Annotated in this window: 4 protein-coding genes; all 4 read right to left on the reverse strand. The window is 44.8% G+C overall.

The genetic code is table 11. The features are described from left to right. Positions 1 to 73: 73 nt before the first annotated feature. From QPX86_RS03365 to QPX86_RS03380, 4 genes are read right to left on the reverse strand one after another with little or no spacing between them, the layout of a single operon-like run. Complete coding sequence (locus QPX86_RS03365) at positions 74 to 20,152, reverse strand: VCBS domain-containing protein (protein ID WP_285164180.1); 20,079 nt, start codon at positions 20,150 to 20,152, stop codon at positions 74 to 76. Positions 20,153 to 20,162: 10 nt separating this feature from the next. Further along, on the reverse strand, positions 20,163 to 21,488 hold the full coding sequence (locus QPX86_RS03370) for an HlyD family type I secretion periplasmic adaptor subunit (RefSeq protein ID WP_220752722.1): 1,326 nt from the start codon (positions 21,486 to 21,488) through the stop codon (positions 20,163 to 20,165). Beyond that, on the reverse strand, positions 21,481 to 23,577 hold the full coding sequence (locus QPX86_RS03375) for a peptidase domain-containing ABC transporter (RefSeq protein ID WP_220752721.1): 2,097 nt from the start codon (positions 23,575 to 23,577) through the stop codon (positions 21,481 to 21,483). Before QPX86_RS03375 ends, QPX86_RS03370 begins: the two co-directional genes overlap by 8 nt. After that, positions 23,574 to 25,247: an ABC transporter transmembrane domain-containing protein gene (locus QPX86_RS03380; protein ID WP_285164181.1), complete on the reverse strand. Its 1,674-nt coding sequence runs from the start codon at positions 25,245 to 25,247 to the stop codon at positions 23,574 to 23,576. The genes QPX86_RS03375 and QPX86_RS03380 overlap by 4 nt, the downstream gene beginning before the upstream one ends. Positions 25,248 to 25,321: the final 74 nt, after the last annotated feature.

The following is a 25,321-nucleotide window of genomic DNA, read 5'->3' on the forward strand; positions in this document are numbered from 1 at the left end:
AATACAAGGTGTTAAAGGCGTTTTATACATTAAAGTCACGTCCATGTTTACCGTATTAGATTTTTTGCCACACCTAAAACTGATTATGCATATCGTTTAATGCTTGGTGTAGCATGTCATCATCGTTATCTTGATTAATGTCACTTTGCTCTGTTGGCGCATCAATTATGCTGGCAGCATCATGATCTGCATGTTGCGGGTGTTCTTTATGCTCGTCATCTAATGGGTTTTCAAATGCATCGACTTCAACAGTATCAAGCATGTCTGCTTGTGGATCAGCAGTGTTAAGCTCATGCATTGTTGGCAACCCCGCTAGGTCTGGAATGCCAGTATCAGGTTTAATCTCATCATGGCTTAATCCAACCATATGCAAGTAATGATCGATAGGTGCTGGTGCGGCTAGACTATCGGTACTGTCAATGACTAAACTAACGTCGATATCATCACTTTGATTTAACGTATCTGGTTCATCGCTTTGTGATACTGGCGCTGGAGTAGATATCGGTGTAGGGACAACTTCCACTGCAATCACTTGGCTTGCAGAGTTGGTTGAGCTGCCATCATGGGACGTGGCGCTAATCGTCAAATCAAAATGGCCATGAAAGTCTGCTTCAGGAATAACTTTGAGGTTAGTTAACTCGCTTTGTTGTAGTGACCATATACCGTTATTTTCAGTCCCCGCAGATAGCGAAGCCCCTGATGGAACGCCTGTGATTTCAACTGTGAGTGTCTCATTTATATCGGGACTGGATACGTTAATATTAAGCGCTAAATCAGTATTTTCATTACCCGAAATCGCCATAGTATCGAGTGGCGAAGTTAAATCTCCGACATGCTTAGTAAATATCATGGTAGGAGTATCGGCATCAGGCGACACATGAATTGCCATACTGTTATCTATCGCGACATGACCATCGGTCACCGTATAATTTAAGCGTAATTCCCCATTATAATTTACCCCTGGATTAATAACCCAATGGTCACCTTGTTGGGTAATAGTACCACCACCGACTATTGATAAATGGCTTACATCAAGCACATCTTTAGCGTCTGTATCGTGAACGTTAGCAAGTAAATCAGCTTTACTCAGAGTGAGCAGATGATCTTCAACAACCGTATTAGCAAGGGCATGGCCAACAACAGGTACATCATTAGTACCGATGATCACTAACTTCATTGTTTGGTCTACGCTGTGACCGAGAGAGTCGGTAGCGGTCACCATTATTGTTTCTTCAAGTCGTTCACCTTCAGCTAGGGCTTGTACACGAGCTGAACCATTATTGGCTTGATACTGCCAACTACCATCGGGGTTTAATGTTAAATCACCGTATTGAGGGTGAGCCCCAGGTTGCAACTCCCACGTGACACCGCTGGCCACCTTGACGTCACCGACCAATAAATCGAGCAAGCCGTGGGATTGAGTCACTTTGTCTTCGGTAACCACAGACTCGGACGCTCCGAAAATCTGTGGTCCGGTCTTACCATCGCCAATGTGTACTGTTAGGTGTTCTTCCCGACTCTGCCCACTGCCATCGGTTACTTTAAGGGTGACTGTTTCGGAGTGAATCTTACCTGCGGCCACTTCTTGATCAAGCTTGTCACGCTCAGGACCACTGTGGCTGAAGGTAAAATCCCAACGTCCATCGGCATCGATATTAAAATGACCGATGCCTTGTACATCAATTTTATTACTGTTGCCTGGCGTAAAATCTAATAGATGGTGTCCACCCTGACTATCAATGTATTCAATATTGAGTTTATCACCAGCATCGATGTCATCAATATTGATATAGCCAAAGGAATGGGTGTTGGTCATTGAGCCCGTCGTAATTGAACGAGATATTTCAAAAGTGCCCGTTAATAGGGGGGCATCGTTGGTGCCATGAATACCAATATTAACCACGGCATGTTTGGTGTCGCCATGGTTATTGGTATAACTGATGAAAAAGTTATCTGCATGGGTATCTGTTTGCCCCATTTGCTGAATAGCGGCTGCGTTATTGTCCAATGTGTATTGGTAACTACCATCGACATTCATTTGTAAAGTGCCGTAGTTGCCTTGTAATACGCCTGTAGTGGTAACAGTTTCACTCGCGCCTACAGCAAATAAAGTCCCTGTGGCTGTGGTTTTACTGTCCTCTTCTACTGCCTGAGTTTGTACCAGAGTGCTTAAATCGGCAGATACCACTAGCTGGCGTTGAACTTGAGCTGTGTCGCCAGTTGCGGTCGCGATAACCTCTGCATGGACTTGATAGGCACTGTCGCTAATATTGGCAACTTGATTTGCCGGAATGACCAATTGCCAATGGTTATTGTTAACGTTGGCGCTATAGTGTGTACCTGCGACAATCACATCAACCGAATTGCCATCAGCCACATGGGTTGTGGCACCTGTAATAGTTAAATCCTGCTGATGGTCATGATGATTTACCCAATCGTCATTAGATATAGGGTCGATAGATAGCGTGGGTTTAGCAGTATCTATAGTGATTTGATGATGTGCCTGAGCATAGCTGCCGTCAGCTTTTACTTCAATTACGGTTAGCGTATAAGTGCCATCGGCGCGATCTGTTGCGCTAACATCCAATTTCCAATGACCATTTGCATCGACAATTGCTTTAGGGCCACTGAGAACCCCACTGCCCATGATAGTGCTACCGGGCTCGCCAGTACCATATAAGATAATGTGGCCGTCACTGGTAACAAAGTCACTATCACTGACACCGGTATCATATTCTAACCGAGTAATTGCAAGAGGCGGCGTGACATCAATTATTGCGTTGGCATCAATAGTGTTATGACCATCACTGACTTTGAAACTAATGGCTAAATCGTTACCAACAAAGCCTGGATTTGCTGTAAAGCTATAGCTACCGTCAGGATTGGTTACCACAGTTCCATGGGGAGAGAGCAGTGAGCCCGCCACAATCGATAGCCCTGCTGCACTGGTATCGACATCGGTAACATTAGCAAGCAAATCTGTTGCTTGGAAGTCGTGGGTGCGACCAGATTCAACCTTGCCTAAATCGGTGGTGACGGTTGTTGGGGCAGTGTCGCTGCCGATGAGTGTTACACTCAATTGTTGCTCTGTTCCATCAAGAGTTTTTACGGTAACAATATCGGTGGCGTTATGGTTTTGAGTCAAGGTTTCTGCCAGCTTACTTGGGGTGAATTCCCAACTTCCGTCAGCTTTTATCGTAAATTGACCATGAGCACTTGGTATAACTTCTGCTATAAAATACGCTTGTGATGAATCTGTATCGGTAATAGTTAGCTGACCCGATACAGTTGAGACTTCATCTGTGGTTAGTTGTTCATCCCCGGTAATAACAGCATCAGGAACCGGGGAGTTAACATCTAATATTATTGGCAGTTTTGCACTATCGGTTGTACTTATACCATCAGGTCCGGTCGTGGTTGCGACTAACTGCATTAGCATGTTCTGATCGCCATGAGCAGGTAATGTTGCTGTCACTTTATCTAAATCCCAACCGGTAACATCCGCATGTTGCACCGCTGAGCCAATCGTTAAACTATGATGACCATCGCTAAGAATCGTGCCTTTCGCAAGTCCCAATATCTCTATCTTGCTGAGAACATCGTCATGATCTATAGGAGCCGCTACTGACAGGTGCATATGTAATACATCGCCTGGCGCTAAAGCCGTTGAGCCAGTATTGACCATTTCACCTGTAAACGTATGTAAGTCAGCAATATCAAGCTGATGGTGACCTGTTTGGTCTGATATAAGGCCATGACTGTCGGATCGAATGTCGATTAATAGACCATTATTTTTACTAACAGACTCATAGACTGGGCCATGTTGAATTTGTTCTGGTGTAAGTGCTTGCGAGGCAAAACTAGTTGAGAGCAATCGTCCTGGAAATTTATCTTGTCCTGCAAAATGCCCCGGAACGTATTTACTGCCTACATTTAAAAATGGATTTGCCGCAATGTGATCACTTCCTGCAAAACCATGAACCGTAACTTTTAAAACACCGTTATCATAAAGTAGAGCGGTATCTGTTTTACCATCCCATGTCATGGTTATACGATGATCTTGACCATCATTAAAATTGACTCCAGGGTTGCCGTTATCACCACTGATATGTGAACTGGTAAACTTCAAATTACCGCCAAAGGTCCACATGCCGAAATTAACGCCATCCATATCAGGCGTGCCATCAGGTTTAACCCCATGAAACATAACAAAATCTTGATAAGTACCAATGGTGATTTTGGGATCATGGATATAAGTGAATTCAGCCGTAAAAGCGTGTAAATCACCACCCGATTCAATTTGATCGCCATGTGGCTTGATATATCCATGGTCAGATGATGAGGTTAGGCCAAATGCTGTACGTTGAACTTCTGCAGACAAGGAAGTCGTTGCTGCATCTGTAACTGAGCTCACACTTAAATGAGCCGTTTGGGCGTACTCGGTCGTTCCGTCACTGACTTTATAGTCAATTTCAGCTGGTCCATGGTAATTTGCATTCGGGGTAAAGTCATACCCTCCTGATGCATTCGCTGTTACTGTGCCATGAGTTGATGTCGGCACGCCGCTTATATGTAACGCACCATCGGCATCTGATAAGTTTGCGAGTAATTGCGCGTCTGTAAAATGTGTGGTGGTATCTTCATCCGTTGTACCTAAATCACGCATACCGCTATCGATTAATGGATCGTCAACTGAAGCGATATGTATTGATGCTCTGGCTGGTGCTGAGTCCACATGACCATCATTGACTGAATAAGCAAAGTCTACATCACCATGGAAGTTGGCGCTTGGTTCAAACTTAAGTTGACCTATGTCAGTGGCTGAAATTTGTTGATTGGTTGTAACTTCTACACCATTTAAAGTAAGTTTACCGTCTGCAATATCTGGTAAATCGGTAATAGTAATGTGATTTAGAGTATCGCCATTATCGACATCGGTAAAACCAAAATCAGCTTCGTTGAAGCTATAAGTATTATCTTCTGTACCGCTCAGTGAGTTTGGCGTTATCGTTGGTGCATCATTTCTAGAAGCAACATCAATAGTTGCCTGAGCTTCTGCTGAACTATCATGGCCATCGCTAACACTATATTTAAAGTTTACATTTCCATTAAAGTTAAGATTTGGCGTAAACACTAAATTAGGAATGTCCGCATTACTGATTTGTTGGTTAGCCGTTATAGCGTGACCATTTAAGCTTAATTCTCCCTGAGATTTAGGTGGTAGCTCCGTAATCGTTAAGTGCTCTAATGAGCCACCATCACTGTCAGTAAACCCAAAATCCGCCTTTGTAAAGTGATAGTCGGTATCTTCATAAGCTGAAATTGTGCTTGCTGTAATTGTTGGCGCTTCATTGCTACCTTGAACGTCAAAGTGCATGGTGTGAGTTGTTTGCCCACCTTCATTATCGGTAACGACTACATTGAATGTTTCGGTAACGTGTTGCCCTTCGGTTAAGGCTTGAGTTGCAGGTAAAGCATTATCAAGTTCATAATGCCAGCCGCCATTCGCCGCAATTGAAAAATGTCCATAAGTGCCCAATACATCGGTTTGTTCAGTAATGCTATGGGTATCACCGGTATCAGGATCGCTGATACTTAGCATTCCTGAAGTGCGAACATGGTCATGTCCACCGTCTTCTATAACGGTTTTAGGTGCTGCAAGTTCAGTAACGATTGGGTTATCGTCACGGCCATCAATGTTAACGACAATTTGATGCTGGGTGCCATCAAGTGAGGTAACAATTAACGCATCTTGTACATGATCAGTTTTATTTAAGGCATTGGCTGTAGCATTTGGTGTATAAGTCCAATGGCCGTCTGTATCAATCGTTAAATGGCCATACTTGCCATCAATAGGCGTAGTATCAAAATACGCTTGTGCGGTATCGGTATCGGTAATTAATAGCTGTCCTGATATCGACGTGTCTTCATCGGTTGTCTTATTATCATCGCCGCTAATTACGGCATTTGGAATCGGTTTAGTAGGATCAAGCACTAAAGGCTGGTGTGCTTCTGTGGTTGAGGTGGCGCCATCTGGTCCGGTAGTCTCCACACGGACAATAATGTCCATGTTATGATTATTGCCTCCAGGTAACTGCGCGGTAAGATGATCTAAATCCCAGCCCTGAATATTGAGAGCATCCGTCATTGATGAAACAACATGATTGTGCCCAGGAGTACCATCGGTGATGACTGTGCCTGAAATCAATCCTAGTAATTCTACCTTAGAAATATGGTCGTCGGGATCAACGGGGTCGACAATATGAGGGCTAAGATTCAGTAAAGAATCACTATTAGGAATAGCGACTCCTGTATCAACTGACACAGTATGTGAGGTTAACGATCCAAAAGAGGTTAGCTGATGGTGCCCAGTCATATCAACTAACTGCCCTGAAGCTGACATTCTCATATCAATAACAAGGCCATTATCTTTATCAACCGTATTCGCTAGAGGAGCATGCTGAAGAGAAGCGGGGACTACAGGGTGATTCGTCACCATTGATGTACTAAAAATTTGACCATGAAATGCGTCATTAACACCAAACCCATGAGATTGATGTGAGCCATCCTCAAGCACAAATTTCTGACCATGAACCACATCCTGATCTTGTCCAATAGCTAGGGTGCCATGACCATTCATTGGTTGGCCTTTATGGACATTTGCATGAGTAAACTTAACGTCACCATCCACTAATACTTGCAGTACCCCTGTATTTGAATCCCATAAAATTGAATAGCGGTGAGTTGCAGTATCTTGAGTTGTATCGATTCCTGTAGCGTATTCAGTGCCATGGATCGCAATAGTTAAATTGCTTGGTTTCCAAGCATACATTTCATTATCTGATTCACTATTGGCATAACTAAAGTAGGTGGCTCCGTGTGTTGAGCCCGATGTGACTTGTGGGCCGCCGATAACATTAAACTCGACTGCGACACTATTGATTTGGTCGCCGGTTTGTAACACCCCATTGTTCATTGCAGAGGCAGAACCATCTGTACCTAACTGCATCACTTGTTGTTGGGCTGTCATGCTAAGGCCGACTTGTGCTGTATCGGTGATTGGGGTTACAGATAGTTGAGCTGTTTTAGCATATTCAGTCGAGCCATCAGTGACTTTGTAGTCAATTTCTGCAGGGCCGTGGTAATTAGGGTTTGGAGTAAAATCATATCCTCCAGAAGCATTTGCTGTGACTGCACCATGTGCCGATGTTGGTAAGCCACTTACATGCAATGGGCCATCAACATCAGATAAATGTTCCAATAATTGTGCTTCTGTAAAGTGGGTGGTGGTATCTTCATCCGTTACACCTAAGTCACGAACTCCACTATCGATTAATAGATCTTCCACTGAAGCAATATTTAAAGAGCCTGTTGCAGGCGCCGAATCTGTATGACCATCATTAACGGTATACGTAAACTGGATATCACCGTTAAAATCTTTTGCTGGGATAAATTGTAATTTACCGATGTCGCCTGCATCGATAACTTGGTTTGCGCTAACATCGTGCCCATCAAGTACAAATTTACCTTCAGTTAAACTTGGCAGATTGGTTAAGCTTATAGAATGAAGTGTGTCGCCAGAATCAACATCGCTAAAACCAAACTGGCTTGCTTGCATTTGGTAACTGACATCTTCAGTACCATTGGTTAAATGCACTTGGTTTATAGTGGGTGCATCATTAGTCCCCGTGACATTAATATGAAGATCGTAGGGTGTACCATCTTTACTATGTACTCGATATATAACAACTTCGGTTTGACCTTCAGCTAAGTGTTGAAGGTTAGCGTTGTTTACACTGTAACCCCAGCTTCCACCATTATCTATACGTAACATACCCCCGAACGGGTCGTGTATTTTTGTTTCTCCGAATTGGCTGTATCTAAACGCATTTTCACCACTGTCAGGGTCTGTAACATTCAGTGTACCTGTGGCTATCTCATTTACTGTGCCATTAGTATTGCTGCCATGAGGCCCGTCTTCAATGATGCTACCAGTATTAACTTCTGTAATAACTGCGCTATCTTGAACCGCCGCTAATGTTGTCGTTGCACCCGTATATGTGACACCACCATGTGCATCTTTAACGTCATAACTAAAATGAACTTGACCGTTGTAGTCTTTCTGAGGATGAAAGGTAAACGTACCGTTTGGATTAACTGTAATAGTGCCATGATCTGCAGTTAAATTGGCAATACTGAGCTGGCCTGCATCATTGTCATCAACGTCAGTGGCATTGGCTATTAGCTCGGCTGTACTCAGTTGTATATCGGTGTCTTCGGTGCCCGCAGCCAACTGTACTTGTGCTGAAACCACGGGCGCATCATTGGTACCATGGACAGTGACTGTAATATTCTGATGTGCGCTACCGTCAATAGATTCAACGGTAAAGGTTTTCTGATAACTTTGACCTGCACCTAGATGTTGCAACTTGTCATTGTCTATGGTGTAAGCCCAGTTACCTCTGGCATTAATAAAGAAATGGCCACCTTCAGGGGTCGTTAGATTTTGTGCAATAAAGCCTGCTTGATCATGATCGGGATCGATAACATGTAAATTCCCGCCGCTGTAAATCTGATTCGGCGTAATGCCTGGGGAGAGGTTGTCTTCATAAGCATGCTCATTAAAGCTTGAGTACCGGCCGACTTCTATTCTGGCTTGGTTATCTTCTCCTATTACTTTAACCATGATGGTCAATGTTTGGCCGTCGCTAGTTTTAACCTCATACGGGATCTCCAGCGACTCACCAGTGTGCAAGCTGCTGATAAGATCATCTGCATGGCGATTACTCGCGCCTTCCAACCTAAATTGATATGAGCCATCGGACCAAACATCGAGATTACCAGGGGCAAAACCTTGGCCTAAATATGTTCCACTCAGTTGGGCGAAATGGGTTTTATCACCAGTATCGGGGTCAACAAGCTGTAAGTTGCCCTTGTAAGTTTTAAATTGACTATCGAGGGCTTGGGTTTCTGTTAGCTGAATAACATTAGACACAAGTGTCGCTTTGTCATCGGTCCCCTGAATCGTTAAGTTTGCAGTTTGTTGGCTTTGACCACCATGACCATCATTAACAAGGTATGACACTGCAATTTTAAGTGATTGACCATTGGCTAGATGATTATAGGCTGGGTCTGTGGCATCAATCATTAAGGTATGACCGTCAGCGGCTAATGATAATCCTGATGGTAATTGTGTTGTGCTAGGAGCACCATCGATAGAGTAAGTCAGTTGCTCGATATGTAGCGTATCGCCCTCAATATCTGTAGCGCCAGTTAGCAAGTCTAGGTTATGACCTGCGCCTTCTTTGATGCTGTCGGCTAACGGTGAAACATCAGGGTTATCATTAACCGCAGAAAGCGTGGTCGATGCGCTTGTATGCGTAACGCCGCCATGTCCATCTTTCACGTCATAGGTGAAATGGACTTGACCGTTATAATCTTTTTCTGGGCTGAATGAGAAACTGCCATCTTTATTGTGCTTAATCGAACCATGGTCTGCATGCAGGTTTTCAATAGTTAGCAGCCCGACATCATTGTTATCGACATCGACAGTATTTTGTAGCAGTTGCGCTACAGTGATAGTTTGGCGAGTATCTTCAGTACCTGCATTTAGAATCACTTCTGACGAACAGTAAGGTCTGTCATTACTACCGTGAATGGTGATAACAATATCGTGCGAAGTGCCATCTTTGGAGTATACAGTAATGGTATCAGTTAACGTTTGATGCTCACCTAATTTATCAATGACAGTGCCGATTGTTGTCTTACGATTTCCGACCCAATCAACACTCCCTACGGTAACATCGTAATGCCAAGTACCATCTGTGTTTAATAGTAAGTGTCCATATTGTCCATGGTAAGAGTTATTCCAGGCACCGCCTTTAGGATCAAACTGAGATTCTCCAGTATCGGGGTCAACAATATCTAACTTGCCATCAGCTGTTAATGCTGCTTGACCTAACTTAGCCATGCCTGGCTGAGCATAATCTGGCGACATATCTTGTCCAGCAGTTCCCTCGGTGACATCGCCAGTATCAACGCCACCAATGACGGCGGCATTATTGGTGCCGGTTATGCTAATAGAAAGGTTTTGTGTGGCGCTGGCATTATGTTCATCAGTGGCGGTGACTGGAATCGTTAGCGTTTTTGTTACCCCAGAGGCTAGTGATTGATAACTTGCATGGCTAGGGTCAAAGCTGTAGCTGCCGTCGGGGTTTAATGTGAGTCCATCAATCTGTGGGGTTGAGTAATGTAGCCTTGAACCAGTATCAACATCATGGCCAAGCATTTGTCCATTTAACTGCGCGCCGCCTTCAATAACGCTATGAGATTGGGCTGCGATCGTTGGTTTATCATTAGTACCATGTACTGTGAGCTCAATAGTATGGGAGGTACCGTCAGCGGAGCGAATGACTACTGAGTCTTGTTTAACTTCACCTTCTGCCAAATTTTGGATATGGCGATTGTCCAGGGTGTAAGTGTAACGGCCATCCTGCATTAGTAACACATGACCACCTAACTTTGTGTCATAACCAATTCCTTGGTAAGTTTGCGGGCCTATATTGGGATCAAATTGGGCTTCACCTACATCAGGATCTTGTATGTTCAATTGGCCGTTGTAGTGCAGTTGATAATGGGTATCGATGTAACCACGATCTTCTGTGACACCACGTACGTTCAGGTCTGTTTGAGCATCAGTAATAATGGCATTATCAGGAGATGCTGCTAGGTTGAATTTAGCTTGGGTACTTACGCTGCCGGCTTGTCCATCTACCACGTTATAAGTTAAGCGTACTTCACCGTTATAGTCTTTATCTGGAGTGAAGGTATAGCTGCCATCATGATTGTTGGTGAGAAGACCATGGTTTGCTTGCAAATGGTCGATTTGCAGAGTATCAGTAGTGTCAACATCGGTTGCGTGTGTAAGTAAGTCGGCAGCTTTTATTATGACAGATTTATCTTCTGTCCCTGAAGCTAGTTGAGTCCAAGCGGTGACAATGGGTCTATCATTGCTTCCAGTTATATCAACAGTTATTTGGTGTGGTACATCAACACCAGATGAGTCCGTTGCAGTTACCCAAAAAGTTTCTTGTTGCTGCTGGCCTGTAGCCAACTTATCTGCCGCTCCTGCTGATGAATTATCTAACTGATAACTCCAGTTACCATGCTGATCAATTGATAAACTGCCAAAATGACCTTGAGGTTGACTAATCGCCCATTTAATACTGTCAGTAGAGTCGATATCAGTCGCAGTAAGTTTGCCACTAATATTTGCAGTTCCTATAAGATTCTCACCCTGCTCAACAACACTTCCTGAGGATGCTCCTGAAATAACAGGTAAATCATTAGTACCGTTAATGGTGACGGTGACTTGTTGTTCAGTGCCGTCAACAGAATGAACCAGCAGGGTGTCAGTTACTGACTCACCCGTTTTTAGACCTTGAATCGTGGCTTGTGCGTTATCCGCGGTGTAGGTCCAATGGCCGAGATTATTGATAGTCAACGAACCAAATTGACCTTGCAGGGTTTCTGCGCTGAACTGAGCTTGGCCGTTATCACTATCAGTAATGGTTAACGCACCATCAACCCTTAATAATCCCGAGTGAACGTCTTTATCTTCAGTGAGTGTTGCGGTTGAAGTGCCTGCAATCACTGCTTTATCGTCAGTACCGTTAATGGTCACGGTGACTTGTTGTTCAGTGCCATCAACAGAGTGAACCAGCAATGTGTCAGTTACTGATTCACCCGTTTTCAGACCTTGAATGTTGGCTTGTGCGTTATCCGCGGTGTAGGTCCAATGGCCGAGATTATTGATAGTCAGCGTACCAAATTGACCTTGCAGGGTTTCTGCGCTGAACTGAGCTTGGCCGTTATCACTATCAGTAATGGTTAACGCACCATCAACCCTTAATAATCCCGAGTGAACGTCTTTATCTTCAGTGAGTGTTGCGGTTGAAGTGCCTGCAATCACTGCTTTATCGTCAGTGCCGTTAATGGTCACGGAGACTTGTTGTTCAGTGCCATCAACAGAGTGAACCAGCAATGTGTCAGTTACTGATTCACCCGTTTTCAGACCTTGAATGTTGGCTTGTGCGTTATCCGCGGTGTAGGTCCAATGGCCGAGATTATTGATAGTCAGCGTACCAAATTGACCTTGCAGGGTTTCTGCGCTGAACTGAGCTTGGCCGTTATCAACATCGGTTATGGTTAAAGCACCATCCACGCGAAGCTCTTGTGATGAGATGCCTGCATGAACGTCTTTATCTTCAGTGAGTGAGGCCGTTGCAGTGCCCGCAATCACGGCTTTATCGTCAGTACCGTTAATGGTTACGGTGACTTGTTGTTCAGTGCCATCAACAGAGTGAACCAGCAATGTGTCAGTTACTGATTCACCCGTTTTCAGACCTTGAATGTTGGCTTGTGCGTTATCCGCGGTGTAGGTCCAATGGCCGAGATTATTGATAGTCAGCGTACCAAATTGACCTTGCAGGGTTTCTGCGCTGAACTGAGCTTGGCCGTTATCACTATCAGTAATGGTTAACGCACCATCAACCCTTAATAATCCCGAGTGAACGTCTTTATCTTCAGTGAGTGTTGCGGTTGAAGTGCCTGCAATCACTGCTTTATCGTCAGTACCGTTAATGGTCACGGTGACTTGTTGTTCAGTGCCATCAACAGAGTGAACCAGCAATGTGTCAGTTACTGATTCACCCGTTTTCAGACCTTGAATGTTGGCTTGTGCGTTATCCGCGGTGTAGGTCCAATGGCCGAGATTATTGATAGTCAGCGTACCAAATTGACCTTGCAGGGTTTCTGCGCTGAACTGAGCTTGGCCGTTATCACTATCAGTAATGGTTAACGCACCATCAACCCTTAATAATCCCGAGTGAACGTCTTTATCTTCAGTGAGTGAGGCCGTTGCAGAGCCCGCAATCACGGCTTTATCGTCAGTACCGTTAATGGTCACGGTGACTTGTTGTTCAGTGCCATCGACCGAATGCACCAGCAATGTGTCAGTTACTGATTCACCCGTTTTCAGACCTTGAATGTTGGCTTGTGCGTTATCCGCGGTGTAGGTCCAATGGCCGAGATTATTGATAGTCAGCGTACCAAATTGACCTTGCAGGGTTTCTGCGCTGAACTGAGCTTGGCCGTTATCACTATCAGTAATGGTTAACGCACCATCAACCCTTAATAATCCCGAGTGAACGTCTTTATCTTCAGTGAGTGAGGCCGTTGCAGAGCCCGCAATCACGGCTTTATCGTCAGTACCGTTAATGGTCACGGTGACTTGTTGTTCAGTGCCATCGACCGAATGCACCAGCAGGGTATCAGTTACCGACTCACCCGTTTTTAAGCCTTGAATCGTGGCTTGTGAGTTATCCGCGGTGTAGGTCCAATGGCCGAGATTATTGATAGTCAGCGTACCAAATTGACCTTGCAGGGTTTCTGCGCTGAACTGAGCTTGGCCGTTATCACTATCAGTAATGGTTAACGCACCATCAACCCTTAATAATCCCGAGTGAACGTCTTTATCTTCAGTGAGTGAGGCCGTTGCAGTGCCCGCAATCACTGCTTTATCGTCAGTGCCGTTAATGGTCACGGTGACTTGTTGTTCAGTGCCATCAACAGAGTGAACCAGCAGGGTGTCAGTTACCGACTCACCCGTTTTTAGACCTTGAATCGTGGCTTGTGCGTTATCCGCGGTGTAGGTCCAATGGCCGAGATTATTGATAGTCAGCGTACCAAATTGACCTTGCAGGGTTTCTGCGCTGAACTGAGCTTGGCCGTTATCACTATCAGTAATGGTTAACGCACCATCAACCCTTAATAATCCCGAGTGAACGTCTTTATCTTCAGTGAGTGAGGCCGTTGCAGAGCCCGCAATCACGGCTTTATCGTCAGTACCGTTAATGGTCACGGTGACTTGTTGTTCAGTGCCATCGACCGAATGCACCAGCAATGTGTCAGTTACTGATTCACCCGTTTTCAGACCTTGAATGTTGGCTTGTGCGTTATCCGCGGTGTAGGTCCAATGGCCGAGATTATTGATAGTCAGCGTACCAAATTGACCTTGCAGGGTTTCTGCGCTGAACTGAGCTTGGCCGTTATCACTATCAGTAATGGTTAACGCACCATCAACCCTTAATAATCCCGAGTGAACGTCTTTATCTTCAGTGAGTGTTGCGGTTGAAGTGCCTGCAATCACTGCTTTATCGTCAGTACCGTTAATGGTCACGGTGACTTGTTGTTCAGTGCCATCAACAGAGTGAACCAGCAGGGTGTCAGTTACCGACTCACCCGTTTTTAGACCTTGAATCGTGGCTTGTGCGTTATCCGCGGTGTAGGTCCAATGGCCGAGATTATTGATAGTCAGCGTACCGAATTGGCCTTTTAGGCTTTCGGCATTGAACTGGGCTTGGCCGTTATCACTATCAGTAATGGTTAACGCACCATCAACCCTTAATAATCCCGAGTGAACGTCTTTATCTTCAGTGAGTGTTGCGGTTGAAGTGCCTGCAATCACTGCTTTATCGTCAGTACCGTTAATGGTCACGGTGACTTGTTGTTCAGTGCCATCAACAGAGTGAACCAGCAATGTGTCAGTTACTGATTCACCCGTTTTCAGACCTTGAATGTTGGCTTGTGCGTTATCCGCGGTGTAGGTCCAATGGCCGAGATTATTGATAGTCAGCGTACCAAATTGACCTTGCAGGGTTTCTGCGCTGAACTGAGCTTGGCCGTTATCACTATCAGTAATGGTTAACGCACCATCAACCCTTAATAATCCCGAGTGAACGTCTTTATCTTCAGTGAGTGAGGCCGTTGCAGAGCCCGCAATCACGGCTTTATCGTCAGTACCGTTAATGGTCACGGTGACTTGTTGTTCAGTGCCATCGACCGAATGCACCAGCAATGTGTCAGTTACTGATTCACCCGTTTTCAGACCTTGAATGTTGGCTTGTGCGTTATCCGCGGTGTAGGTCCAATGGCCGAGATTATTGATAGTCAGCGTACCAAATTGACCTTGCAGGGTTTCTGCGCTGAACTGAGCTTGGCCGTTATCACTATCAGTAATGGTTAACGCACCATCAACCCTTAATAATCCCGAGTGAACGTCTTTATCTTCAGTGAGTGTTGCGGTTGAAGTGCCTGCAATCACTGCTTTATCGTCAGTACCGTTAATGGTCACGGTGACTTGTTGTTCAGTGCCATCAACAGAGTGAACCAGCAATGTGTCAGTTACTGATTCACCCGTTTTCAGACCTTGAATGTTGGCTTGTGCGTTATCCGCGGTGTAGGTCCAATGGCCGAGATTATTGATAGTCAGCGTACCAAATTGACCTTGCAGGGTTTCTGCGCTGAACTGAGCTTGGCCGTTATCACTATCAGTAATGGTTAACGCACCATCAACCCTTAATAATCCCGAGTGAACGTCTTTATCTTCAGTGAGTGAGGCCGTTGCAGAGCCCGCAATCACGGCTTTATCGTCAGTACCGTTAATGGTCACGGTGACTTGTTGTTCAGTGCCATCGACCGAATGCACCAGCAATGTGTCAGTTACTGATTCACCCGTTTTCAGACCTTGAATGTTGGCTTGTGCGTTATCCGCGGTGTAGGTCCAATGGCCGAGATTATTGATAGTCAGCGTACCAAATTGACCTTGCAGGGTTTCTGCGCTGAACTGAGCTTGGCCGTTATCACTATCAGTAATGGTTAACGCACCATCAACCCTTAATAATCCCGAGTGAACGTCTTTATCTTCAGTGAGTGTTGCGGTTGAAGTGCCTGCAATCACTGCTTTATCGTCAGTACCGTTAATGGTCACGGTGACTTGTTGTTCAGTGCCATCAACAGAGTGAACCAGCAATGTGTCAGTTACTGATTCACCCGTTTTCAGACCTTGAATGTTGGCTTGTGCGTTATCCGCGGTGTAGGTCCAATGGCCGAGATTATTGATAGTCAGCGTACCAAATTGACCTTGCAGGGTTTCTGCGCTGAACTGAGCTTGGCCGTTATCACTATCAGTAATGGTTAACGCACCATCAACCCTTAATAATCCCGAGTGAACGTCTTTATCTTCAGTGAGTGAGGCCGTTGCAGAGCCCGCAATCACGGCTTTATCGTCAGTACCGTTAATGGTCACGGTGACTTGTTGTTCAGTGCCATCGACCGAATGCACCAGCAATGTGTCAGTTACTGATTCACCCGTTTTCAGACCTTGAATGTTGGCTTGTGCGTTATCCGCGGTGTAGGTCCAATGGCCGAGATTATTGATAGTCAGCGTACCGAATTGGCCTTTTAGGCTTTCGGCATTGAACTGGGCTTGGCCGTTATCACTATCAGTAATGGTTAACGCACCATCAACCCTTAATAATCCCGAGTGAACGTCTTTATCTTCAGTGAGTGTTGCGGTTGAAGTGCCTGCAATCACTGCTTTATCGTCAGTACCGTTAATGGTCACGGTGACTTGTTGTTCAGTGCCATCAACAGAGTGAACCAGCAATGTGTCAGTTACTGATTCACCCGTTTTCAGACCTTGAATGTTGGCTTGTGCGTTATCCGCGGTGTAGGTCCAATGGCCGAGATTATTGATAGTCAGCGTACCAAATTGACCTTGCAGGGTTTCTGCGCTGAACTGAGCTTGGCCGTTATCACTATCAGTAATGGTTAACGCACCATCAACCCTTAATAATCCCGAGTGAACGTCTTTATCTTCAGTGAGTGAGGCCGTTGCAGAGCCCGCAATCACGGCTTTATCGTCAGTACCGTTAATGGTCACGGTGACTTGTTGTTCAGTGCCATCGACCGAATGCACCAGCAGGGTATCAGTTACCGACTCACCCGTTTTTAAGCCTTGAATCGTGGCTTGTGAGTTATCCGCGGTGTAGGTCCAATGGCCGAGATTATTGATAGTCAGCGTACCAAATTGACCTTGCAGGGTTTCTGCGCTGAACTGAGCTTGGCCGTTATCACTATCAGTAATGGTTAACGCACCATCAACCCTTAATAATCCCGAGTGAACGTCTTTATCTTCAGTGAGTGAGGCCGTTGCAGTGCCCGCAATCACTGCTTTATCGTCAGTGCCGTTAATGGTCACGGTGACTTGTTGTTCAGTGCCATCAACAGAGTGAACCAGCAGGGTGTCAGTTACCGACTCACCCGTTTTTAGACCTTGAATCGTGGCTTGTGCGTTATCCGCGGTGTAGGTCCAATGGCCGAGATTATTGATAGTCAGCGTACCAAATTGACCTTGCAGGGTTTCTGCGCTGAACTGAGCTTGGCCGTTATCACTATCAGTAATGGTTAACGCACCATCAACCCTTAATAATCCCGAGTGAACGTCTTTATCTTCAGTGAGTGAGGCCGTTGCAGAGCCCGCAATCACGGCTTTATCGTCAGTACCGTTAATGGTCACGGTGACTTGTTGTTCAGTGCCATCGACCGAATGCACCAGCAATGTGTCAGTTACTGATTCACCCGTTTTCAGACCTTGAATGTTGGCTTGTGCGTTATCCGCGGTGTAGGTCCAATGGCCGAGATTATTGATAGTCAGCGTACCAAATTGACCTTGCAGGGTTTCTGCGCTGAACTGAGCTTGGCCGTTATCACTATCAGTAATGGTTAACGCACCATCAACCCTTAATAATCCCGAGTGAACGTCTTTATCTTCAGTGAGTGTTGCGGTTGAAGTGCCTGCAATCACTGCTTTATCGTCAGTACCGTTAATGGTCACGGTGACTTGTTGTTCAGTGCCATCAACAGAGTGAACCAGCAATGTGTCAGTTACTGATTCACCCGTTTTCAGACCTTGAATGTTGGCTTGTGCGTTATCCGCGGTGTAGGTCCAATGGCCGAGATTATTGATAGTCAGCGTACCAAATTGACCTTGCAGGGTTTCTGCGCTGAACTGAGCTTGGCCGTTATCACTATCAGTAATGGTTAACGCACCATCAACCCTTAATAATCCCGAGTGAACGTCTTTATCTTCAGTGAGTGAGGCCGTTGCAGAGCCCGCAATCACGGCTTTATCGTCAGTACCGTTAATGGTCACGGTGACTTGTTGTTCAGTGCCATCGACCGAATGCACCAGCAGGGTATCAGTTACCGACTCACCCGTTTTTAAGCCTTGAATCGTGGCTTGTGAGTTATCCGCGGTGTAGGTCCAATGGCCGAGATTATTGATAGTCAGCGTACCAAATTGACCTTGCAGGGTTTCTGCGCTGAACTGAGCTTGGCCGTTATCACTATCAGTAATGGTTAACGCACCATCAACCCTTAATAATCCCGAGTGAACGTCTTTATCTTCAGTGAGTGAGGCCGTTGCAGTGCCCGCAATCACTGCTTTATCGTCAGTGCCGTTAATGGTCACGGTGACTTGTTGTTCAGTGCCATCAACAGAGTGAACCAGCAGGGTGTCAGTTACCGACTCACCCGTTTTTAGACCTTGAATCGTGGCTTGTGCGTTATCCGCGGTGTAGGTCCAATGGCCGAGATTATTGATAGTCAGCGTACCAAATTGACCTTGCAGGGTTTCTGCGCTGAACTGAGCTTGGCCACTATCAACATCGGTGATGGTTAACGCACCGTCTACACGTAACATTCCGAATTGTAGGTCTTTATCTTCGGTGACCGAACCTGAATTTATTCCACCTATTTGAGCACTTTCATTGGTGCCGTGAACTTCTATGGTGACAATTTGTGTGACGGGTTTACCTGAGCTATCTGTAGCTGTGATTTGAAAATGTTCAGTAGCAATATCGCCCGCATTTAGCCCCAATGTTTGAGTTGATTGATTATCAAGTTGGTAATGCCATTCTCCGGTTAATGGGTCAATAGTCAGTTGGCCGAATTGACCTTGAGTTTGATTAACTCCCCAAACACTGATGTCGCCTTTATCGGGATCTGTTGCTGTGAGCTTTCCGTTAGCACTATCAATTGCACCAAGCTCATTCAGGCTTGCTTGATGTAATCCCGATATGACAGGGAGATCATTACTACCTTGAATTTCTATTGCGATGACGGCGGAAACTTTATCGCCATTATTGTCAGTTGCAGTAATGGTAAATTGCTCAGTTTGATGCTCACCTTCATTCAAGGCGTCGGTATTGGAATTAGTGTTATCCAGTATGTATTGCCATTGGCCTGTGGTTGGATTGAGAACCAATTGCCCGAATGTTCCTTGAGTATTTTCTGCGCCCCAACTGACATTAGATGTTTGCGTTCCTTCGGCTTGAAGCGTGCCACTTGCTGAACTTATTTGCTCATCTTCTTTTAAATTTGGAATTGATGCTTGACTTAAAATCGTGGTTGGCCTTTCGTGAGTGCCAGTGCCAGTGCCAGTGCCAGTGCCAGTGCCAGTGCCAGTGCCAGTGCCAGTGCCAGTGCCAGTGCCAGTGCCAGTGCCAGTGCCAGTGCCAGTGCCAGTGCCAGTGCCAGTGCCAGTGCCAGTGCCAGTGCCAGTGCCAGTGCCAGTGCCAGTGCCAGTGCCAGTGCCAGTGCCAGTGCCAGTGCCAGTGCCAGTGCCAGTGCCAGTGCCAGTGCCAGTGCCAGTGCCAGTGCCAGTAGCTGTCATCGTTGATATTTGATGGTCTACCGAGCTGATTAAAAATGATGTCGTAGTATGGTGATTTGCTAAACTTATTTGTGGCGTTCTAAATTGGCTAATATCTTGTGTTTGAGTGTGGCCGCCTTGAAAAAGACTATTTGAAGTTATTCCAGTGGTCTCAGTAGAGCCACTTTCTTTGATAGGGGAAGGTGGCTTTGTTGCAGCGGTTTCTAATGTGGTATCGACTTGTGAACTTGGTTCGAGGCTCTGCGCTTGTTTGCCTGAGCTATCCGAATCATTTTCAGTCGTAGCTGCGAGTTCTGAGCCTTGTAGTTGTGCAGTTTTAGCACTTTCAGTTTGAGTAGTTGGTGCTTCTGCTTGATTCGCTAATAAAGTAGAGGACGATTTATCTGCCACTAAGTCTTGATTGAGTGAGCCTGAAATTTTTGTCGCATCTCTGGCTTCTTTAGCTTTTATTTTTTCCGCTTCAGCAGTGATTTTTTTTACTGCTGTCTTCGCTTTGTTATCGCGCTTTTTTTGTTCACTTTCTTGTGCAGTTATTTTGACATTTGACTCGTTGTTATTGTGTTTGTCCTTACTCATGCTGGGACTCCTATCTTTCGCCAAATGCTTCGTTAATATTGGTAAATACGGGTTTCCATAGGTATTGGAAAACACTCTTCTCACCCGTGACAATATCAGCTTCACCTGTCATGCCTGGTATGAGTTCAAACTGGCTGGGGTTATCTAAGAAATAAGGCTTATCTATGGATAGTTGCACCTTGTAGAATACGCCGCCTTTTTCATCGGAGTCAGTACTGGGTGAAATACGCTTTACTACACCGTCAAGTGCGCCATAACGGCTGTAATCAAATGCATCAATTTTAATTCGTGCACTTTGTCCAACGTGAACAAAGCCTATGTCTCGGGGTGATAGTTTAATTTCCATTAGACCTGTTTTTGTCATAGGCACAATAACAGCCACAGTACCTCCCGGTTGAATGACACTGCCAGTTGAACTTGTTGGAATGGATTGAATAATGCCATCAACTGGGGCGGTGACAGTATTTTGGGAGACTAAAGAGTCAGAAGATTTAAGCCTTGCGACCACTCCGAGCAATTCTGCCTGGGTATCAGTACGTCTCTCGCCGACTTCTTTAAATAGCGATGCCTGTTTTTGCTTAAGCTGTCGCTCTAAATTGATGAGGTTTTTAGACAGCACTTGCTGCTTACTTTCCATTGATTTGAGTTCACGCATGTAGGAATCAAGTTTTTGTTGAGACTCTAAAATGCGTAACTTAGAGACCGCTTGTTCTGCTGTGACTGACAGCATCATTTTCAGGGTTTGTTCAGCAGTTTGTATTTGATCGCTCAGTGGCGGGATTTCTGCTTTGAGACCATCAAGTTCTGCTTGGGTTTTGGCTATATCGGATTCTGATAATTGTTCCATTGCTATACGCTCTTCATTCATTCGTCTTAAAGCGGAAGTATGAAGTCGGAGTAGCTCAGGGTACTCGATGGCAAATTCGCTAAAGTCAGCCTCTCTTTGTTCAGCAAAGGCGTCATAACGCTCGATTCGCATGATAAGGTTGGCACGTTTACTGGTTAACTCTTCTTCAGCTGATAAGCTGTCGATAGACACAAAGCTTGCTAAAATATCGCCTTTTTTAACCACATCACCTTCTTCTACCACTACTGACGCAATGGTGCCACCTGCACGGCTTTGGATCACTTGTCGATGACCTAATGGCACGACTTGTCCTTTAGACTTTGATATTTCTTCTACATCAGTAAAAACAGACCAAATCAGCATACATAAAATTGATCCAGTGATGATTAAAATGACATTGCGAATCATTTTTCGTTCTGCTGGTGCTTCAATGGCCTCTGCAAATTCATGTTCAGGCCACACTCTGTTAGCTAGTTGACGATTATCCATTAGTTGGAGACTCCTGCATGGCTTGGTCTGAAGGTGATGTTGTTGAAGCTTGGGGAGATTCAGAAGCTTTATCTGGAATAGGCCCAGCGTATACAACAGCGCCTTTATCTAGAATGACGACTTTATCAGCATGTTTAATTAAATCTTGATCGTGACTAGTAAACAATACGGTGGATTTACCTTTGAGGTTTAGTAAGGTTTCAATTAATTTAGCCTTAGACGCAGGGTTACGGTGAGGCAAGGGTTCATCTAATAATATGAATGGCGATTGCTTTATGAAGGCTCTGGCTAAATTGATATAACTGCCTTCAATGGCTGAGAGCATGGCATTATTCTCGCCCAATAAGTCGACGGTTAAGTCATTATTGATACTTTTAAAAAAGCTTTCGCCGCCAGCATTGACCAGCGCTGCAATGATTTGTTCATCGCTAGCGCCGGGTTTAGCAATTCTGATATTTTCGGCTAATGAACCCGGGAATATGTCAGGTTGTGATGGGCTGTAAGCTGCCCAGTGACGAAACTGCTCAGTATCGTACTGTTTTAGGTTCTTGCCATTTAAGGTCACAAAGCCTGCTTGGGCTTCAAGTACGCCAAGCGCGCTGAGTAATAGTGTTGATTTACCACAGGCATTGGGGCCAATAATCGCAACCAGTTCGCCCGGTTCAACATCAAATGTCACACCTGATAATGCTGCCTCCCCCTCAGCTTTATAGCGCAAAGTGAGATGCTGAAACGCTATCGAAGGAGCCTTGGCATTATCGGGCGTATCTAGTCTTAACTCTGACTGTTCAGTGCTTGCTTGCATGAAACGATCAAACTGTTTCACAGCAATGTCCATCATGGTGAACTTTTGCTTAGATGAAAACGCTAATTGTGCAGGACCAGTAATGCGCCAAATCATCATCACGCAAGCAATTAGTGCACCTGGCGATATTGTTTGATCTAACACTAAAAAGATACCTGTAAAAACGGTTATCAACGCAGTAAATAGACTCAAAGAGTGAGCCACAGCGGCATTAAGACCATTGCGTTTTGCATAAAGGAAGTTTTGGCGACTGTTTTCTTGGCTTTGGCGAATGAATTTTGTTTGCCAAGCTTCAGTGTCGCCCGCGGCTTTTAGTTGCAGTAAATTTTTTGATAATTCACTCATGGCATTTTGATACTCGCCACTGATGGTGGGTGATGCTGCTTGCACATAACGGCTCAATACTTTCATGACCAAGTAATACAGAATCAACATGCCAATTGGCACTAACACTAACCAGCCACTTAAAAACATAATGGCGAATAACGCAATGAGGGTGAAAGGTAGGTCGACCAATCCACCACCACCCGGGCCTGATAACAGCATTCTGACTTTTTCCGCATTTCGCATGCGGGCAATATGGTTGGATATACCCACTCTAGATAACACCATGAGCGGCATATGCAGTAGTCGATAAAAGGTAATTTCTGATAGGTCTCTGGCAAATCGATTACTGGTGGTTGCTAATATTTGTGCGCGAGCAAGTCGAGTACTAACGAGTATGCCTACGGCTAATAATCCACCCAAGGCAATACTGGGTAAAATGGCAGGAGTTTGCCCTCCAATGACACGGTCATATACTGCCATTGTGAAAAGAGGTACGGCTAATCCAGTTAAACTTGCCAATAAACTTAACCAAAATACAGGACGATACCACTTCGTTCGCTTACTCATATGTGCTGCGAAAGCTTGAACATTTTTCTTCGTTGTCGGCAATGACTCGATTAAGAATATATATGCAGAGTCATCTATTTGCGTTAGATCGAATCGCTGCCATTGGTTATCTTGAAATTTCTCGAAAACGTTCGCTTGTCTTCTAACAATAAAGCCAGCCTTATCTTGTGGAATGACCAAGAATGGGTGAATCGAGAGATGAAGATGCTTGGCTGAATTATTGGTGACAGTGAAATCAATTTGATGCTTTTTAAGTAAGCGTGATAACCCAAGGGTATTAAGTTGAATGGTATTGTTATCGCTGGAAATATTACTGGCCTGAGTATAAAGACCTAATTGCTTAAACAGCTCAACAATAAGTGGTTTAAGTTCTACATCAGAAGTGCTCATGAGTTCACCTCTTGATTCGATTTAAGTTCATTTTTTGTGTCGGGGGCATTGTGTGCATGGCCCATGATTTCAATATTACTATCACTAATATTTGCCAGTTCGAGGAAGTGAGATGCAGTGATAATGGTCATTTGCTGTTTTAGTTTTTCGAGCAAATTAAGTAATCGACTTTGGGCATCAGCATCTAGCGATATCATAGGTTCGTCTAGCAATAATATTGAAGGTGATTGCACAACAGCCCGAACAATCGCAATGATTTTGATTGCCCCCTTATTGAGCATTTGACTATCACTGTCACCGACCAGGGTTTGATAACCATTGGGGAGTTCGGCAATTTTACTGGTCAGCCCTAATGCATCGGCAATAGCCATTGCTTGAGGTTCGTATTCAGCTCTAAACATGGTCATGTTTTCTAATAAGCTGCCGGCAAAGAGTGTAGGCCAGGGGGCAACATAGGTTATTGATTGTCTGAATTCCTTGTCATCGTGTTCTTCAATTGCAATATCATCAATGCAGACTTGGCCTGAAGATACTTTCTGGAACCCTGCAATAATGCTGAGCACATGGCTTGCGTGGCTTAAAGGATTAGACTGTAAATTGACTAAGCTATTGGGTTGGATGGATTGAGTGAAATTATTGATGGTTGTGCCAAGATTATTACTAGTGACATTCTCAAATGTAATTGGGCCTAAAGGGAGCTTTTGGTGATAAATCTTTGTGGCTTTAAACGACTCAGCTGGAACTTGGGTAAGGTCGTTAACATGGGACATTGCAGTTTTAGCGCTGACTAATCTTGAACGCAGGCTGATAATTGCACTTAATGGTGCAACGGCGCGGCCTGCCAAAATTGAACAAGCGGCAAGTCCACCTGTTGTTAGTGAGCCATTTAATACTTCGAGACAACCCAGCATGACTAAAATGAGAGTCGTACCTTGGGATGCCCCTTGAATCACTTCTTGTAATTTTGCCGATAGCCAATCGACTTGCTGCTGCTTATCAAGACGCTGGTAATTGATATTGTTATAAATGCCCGATAAACGATCTTCAAGTGATAAGGCTTTCGCGGTTGTTAAACCAGATAAAACCAGTATCAGCATTCTAGTTCGCTCGGCATCAGACAGTGCCAGTGCATGAGTCGCAACTGCAAGTTTTTTCCCAATAAAATAGACTAATGCGCCGACAACTAACCATACTGCAATTGGAATAAACACCAGTGGACCACCAATATAGGCCACTAAAGCAAGAAAAATCAGTACAAAAGGAAAGTCCATCAAAGCTACAATGGCTTGTCCTGAATAGAGTTCCCTCATATTCGCAATGCTGGCCAATCCATTGGCTATTTTACCTGTCCCCATTGCTTCGACATGGTGGTAATCAGCTAGCATTAATTTATTAACCACATCTTTGGTAGTGTTTAATTCGAAGTTGGCTGCAGATGCTGCAAGGATCCAGCTTCTGCCATACCTAAGCAGCAATTCAAGCAAAATAGCGATGGCGACACCAGATACTAAAATAGTTGCAGTTCCATAACCTTGGTTAGGTAAAATTCGGTCATAAATTTGCAGCATGGTAAAAGGCAAGGCAAGCGACAATAAATTAATAAATGTCGACGATAAAAAAAGCTCTGGAAAGGCTTTATTTTTGGAAAGTAAACTGAAGTTTTCCCGCATTTATTCAACTTCCTTTTAAACACTGATTGTTATCCATAAAGCGTAGCTCACTTTGGGTGAATTACATCTAAGTT

This window comes from Shewanella goraebulensis, from assembly GCF_030252245.1.
GTDB classification, from domain to species: Bacteria; Pseudomonadota; Gammaproteobacteria; order Enterobacterales; family Shewanellaceae; genus Shewanella; species Shewanella goraebulensis.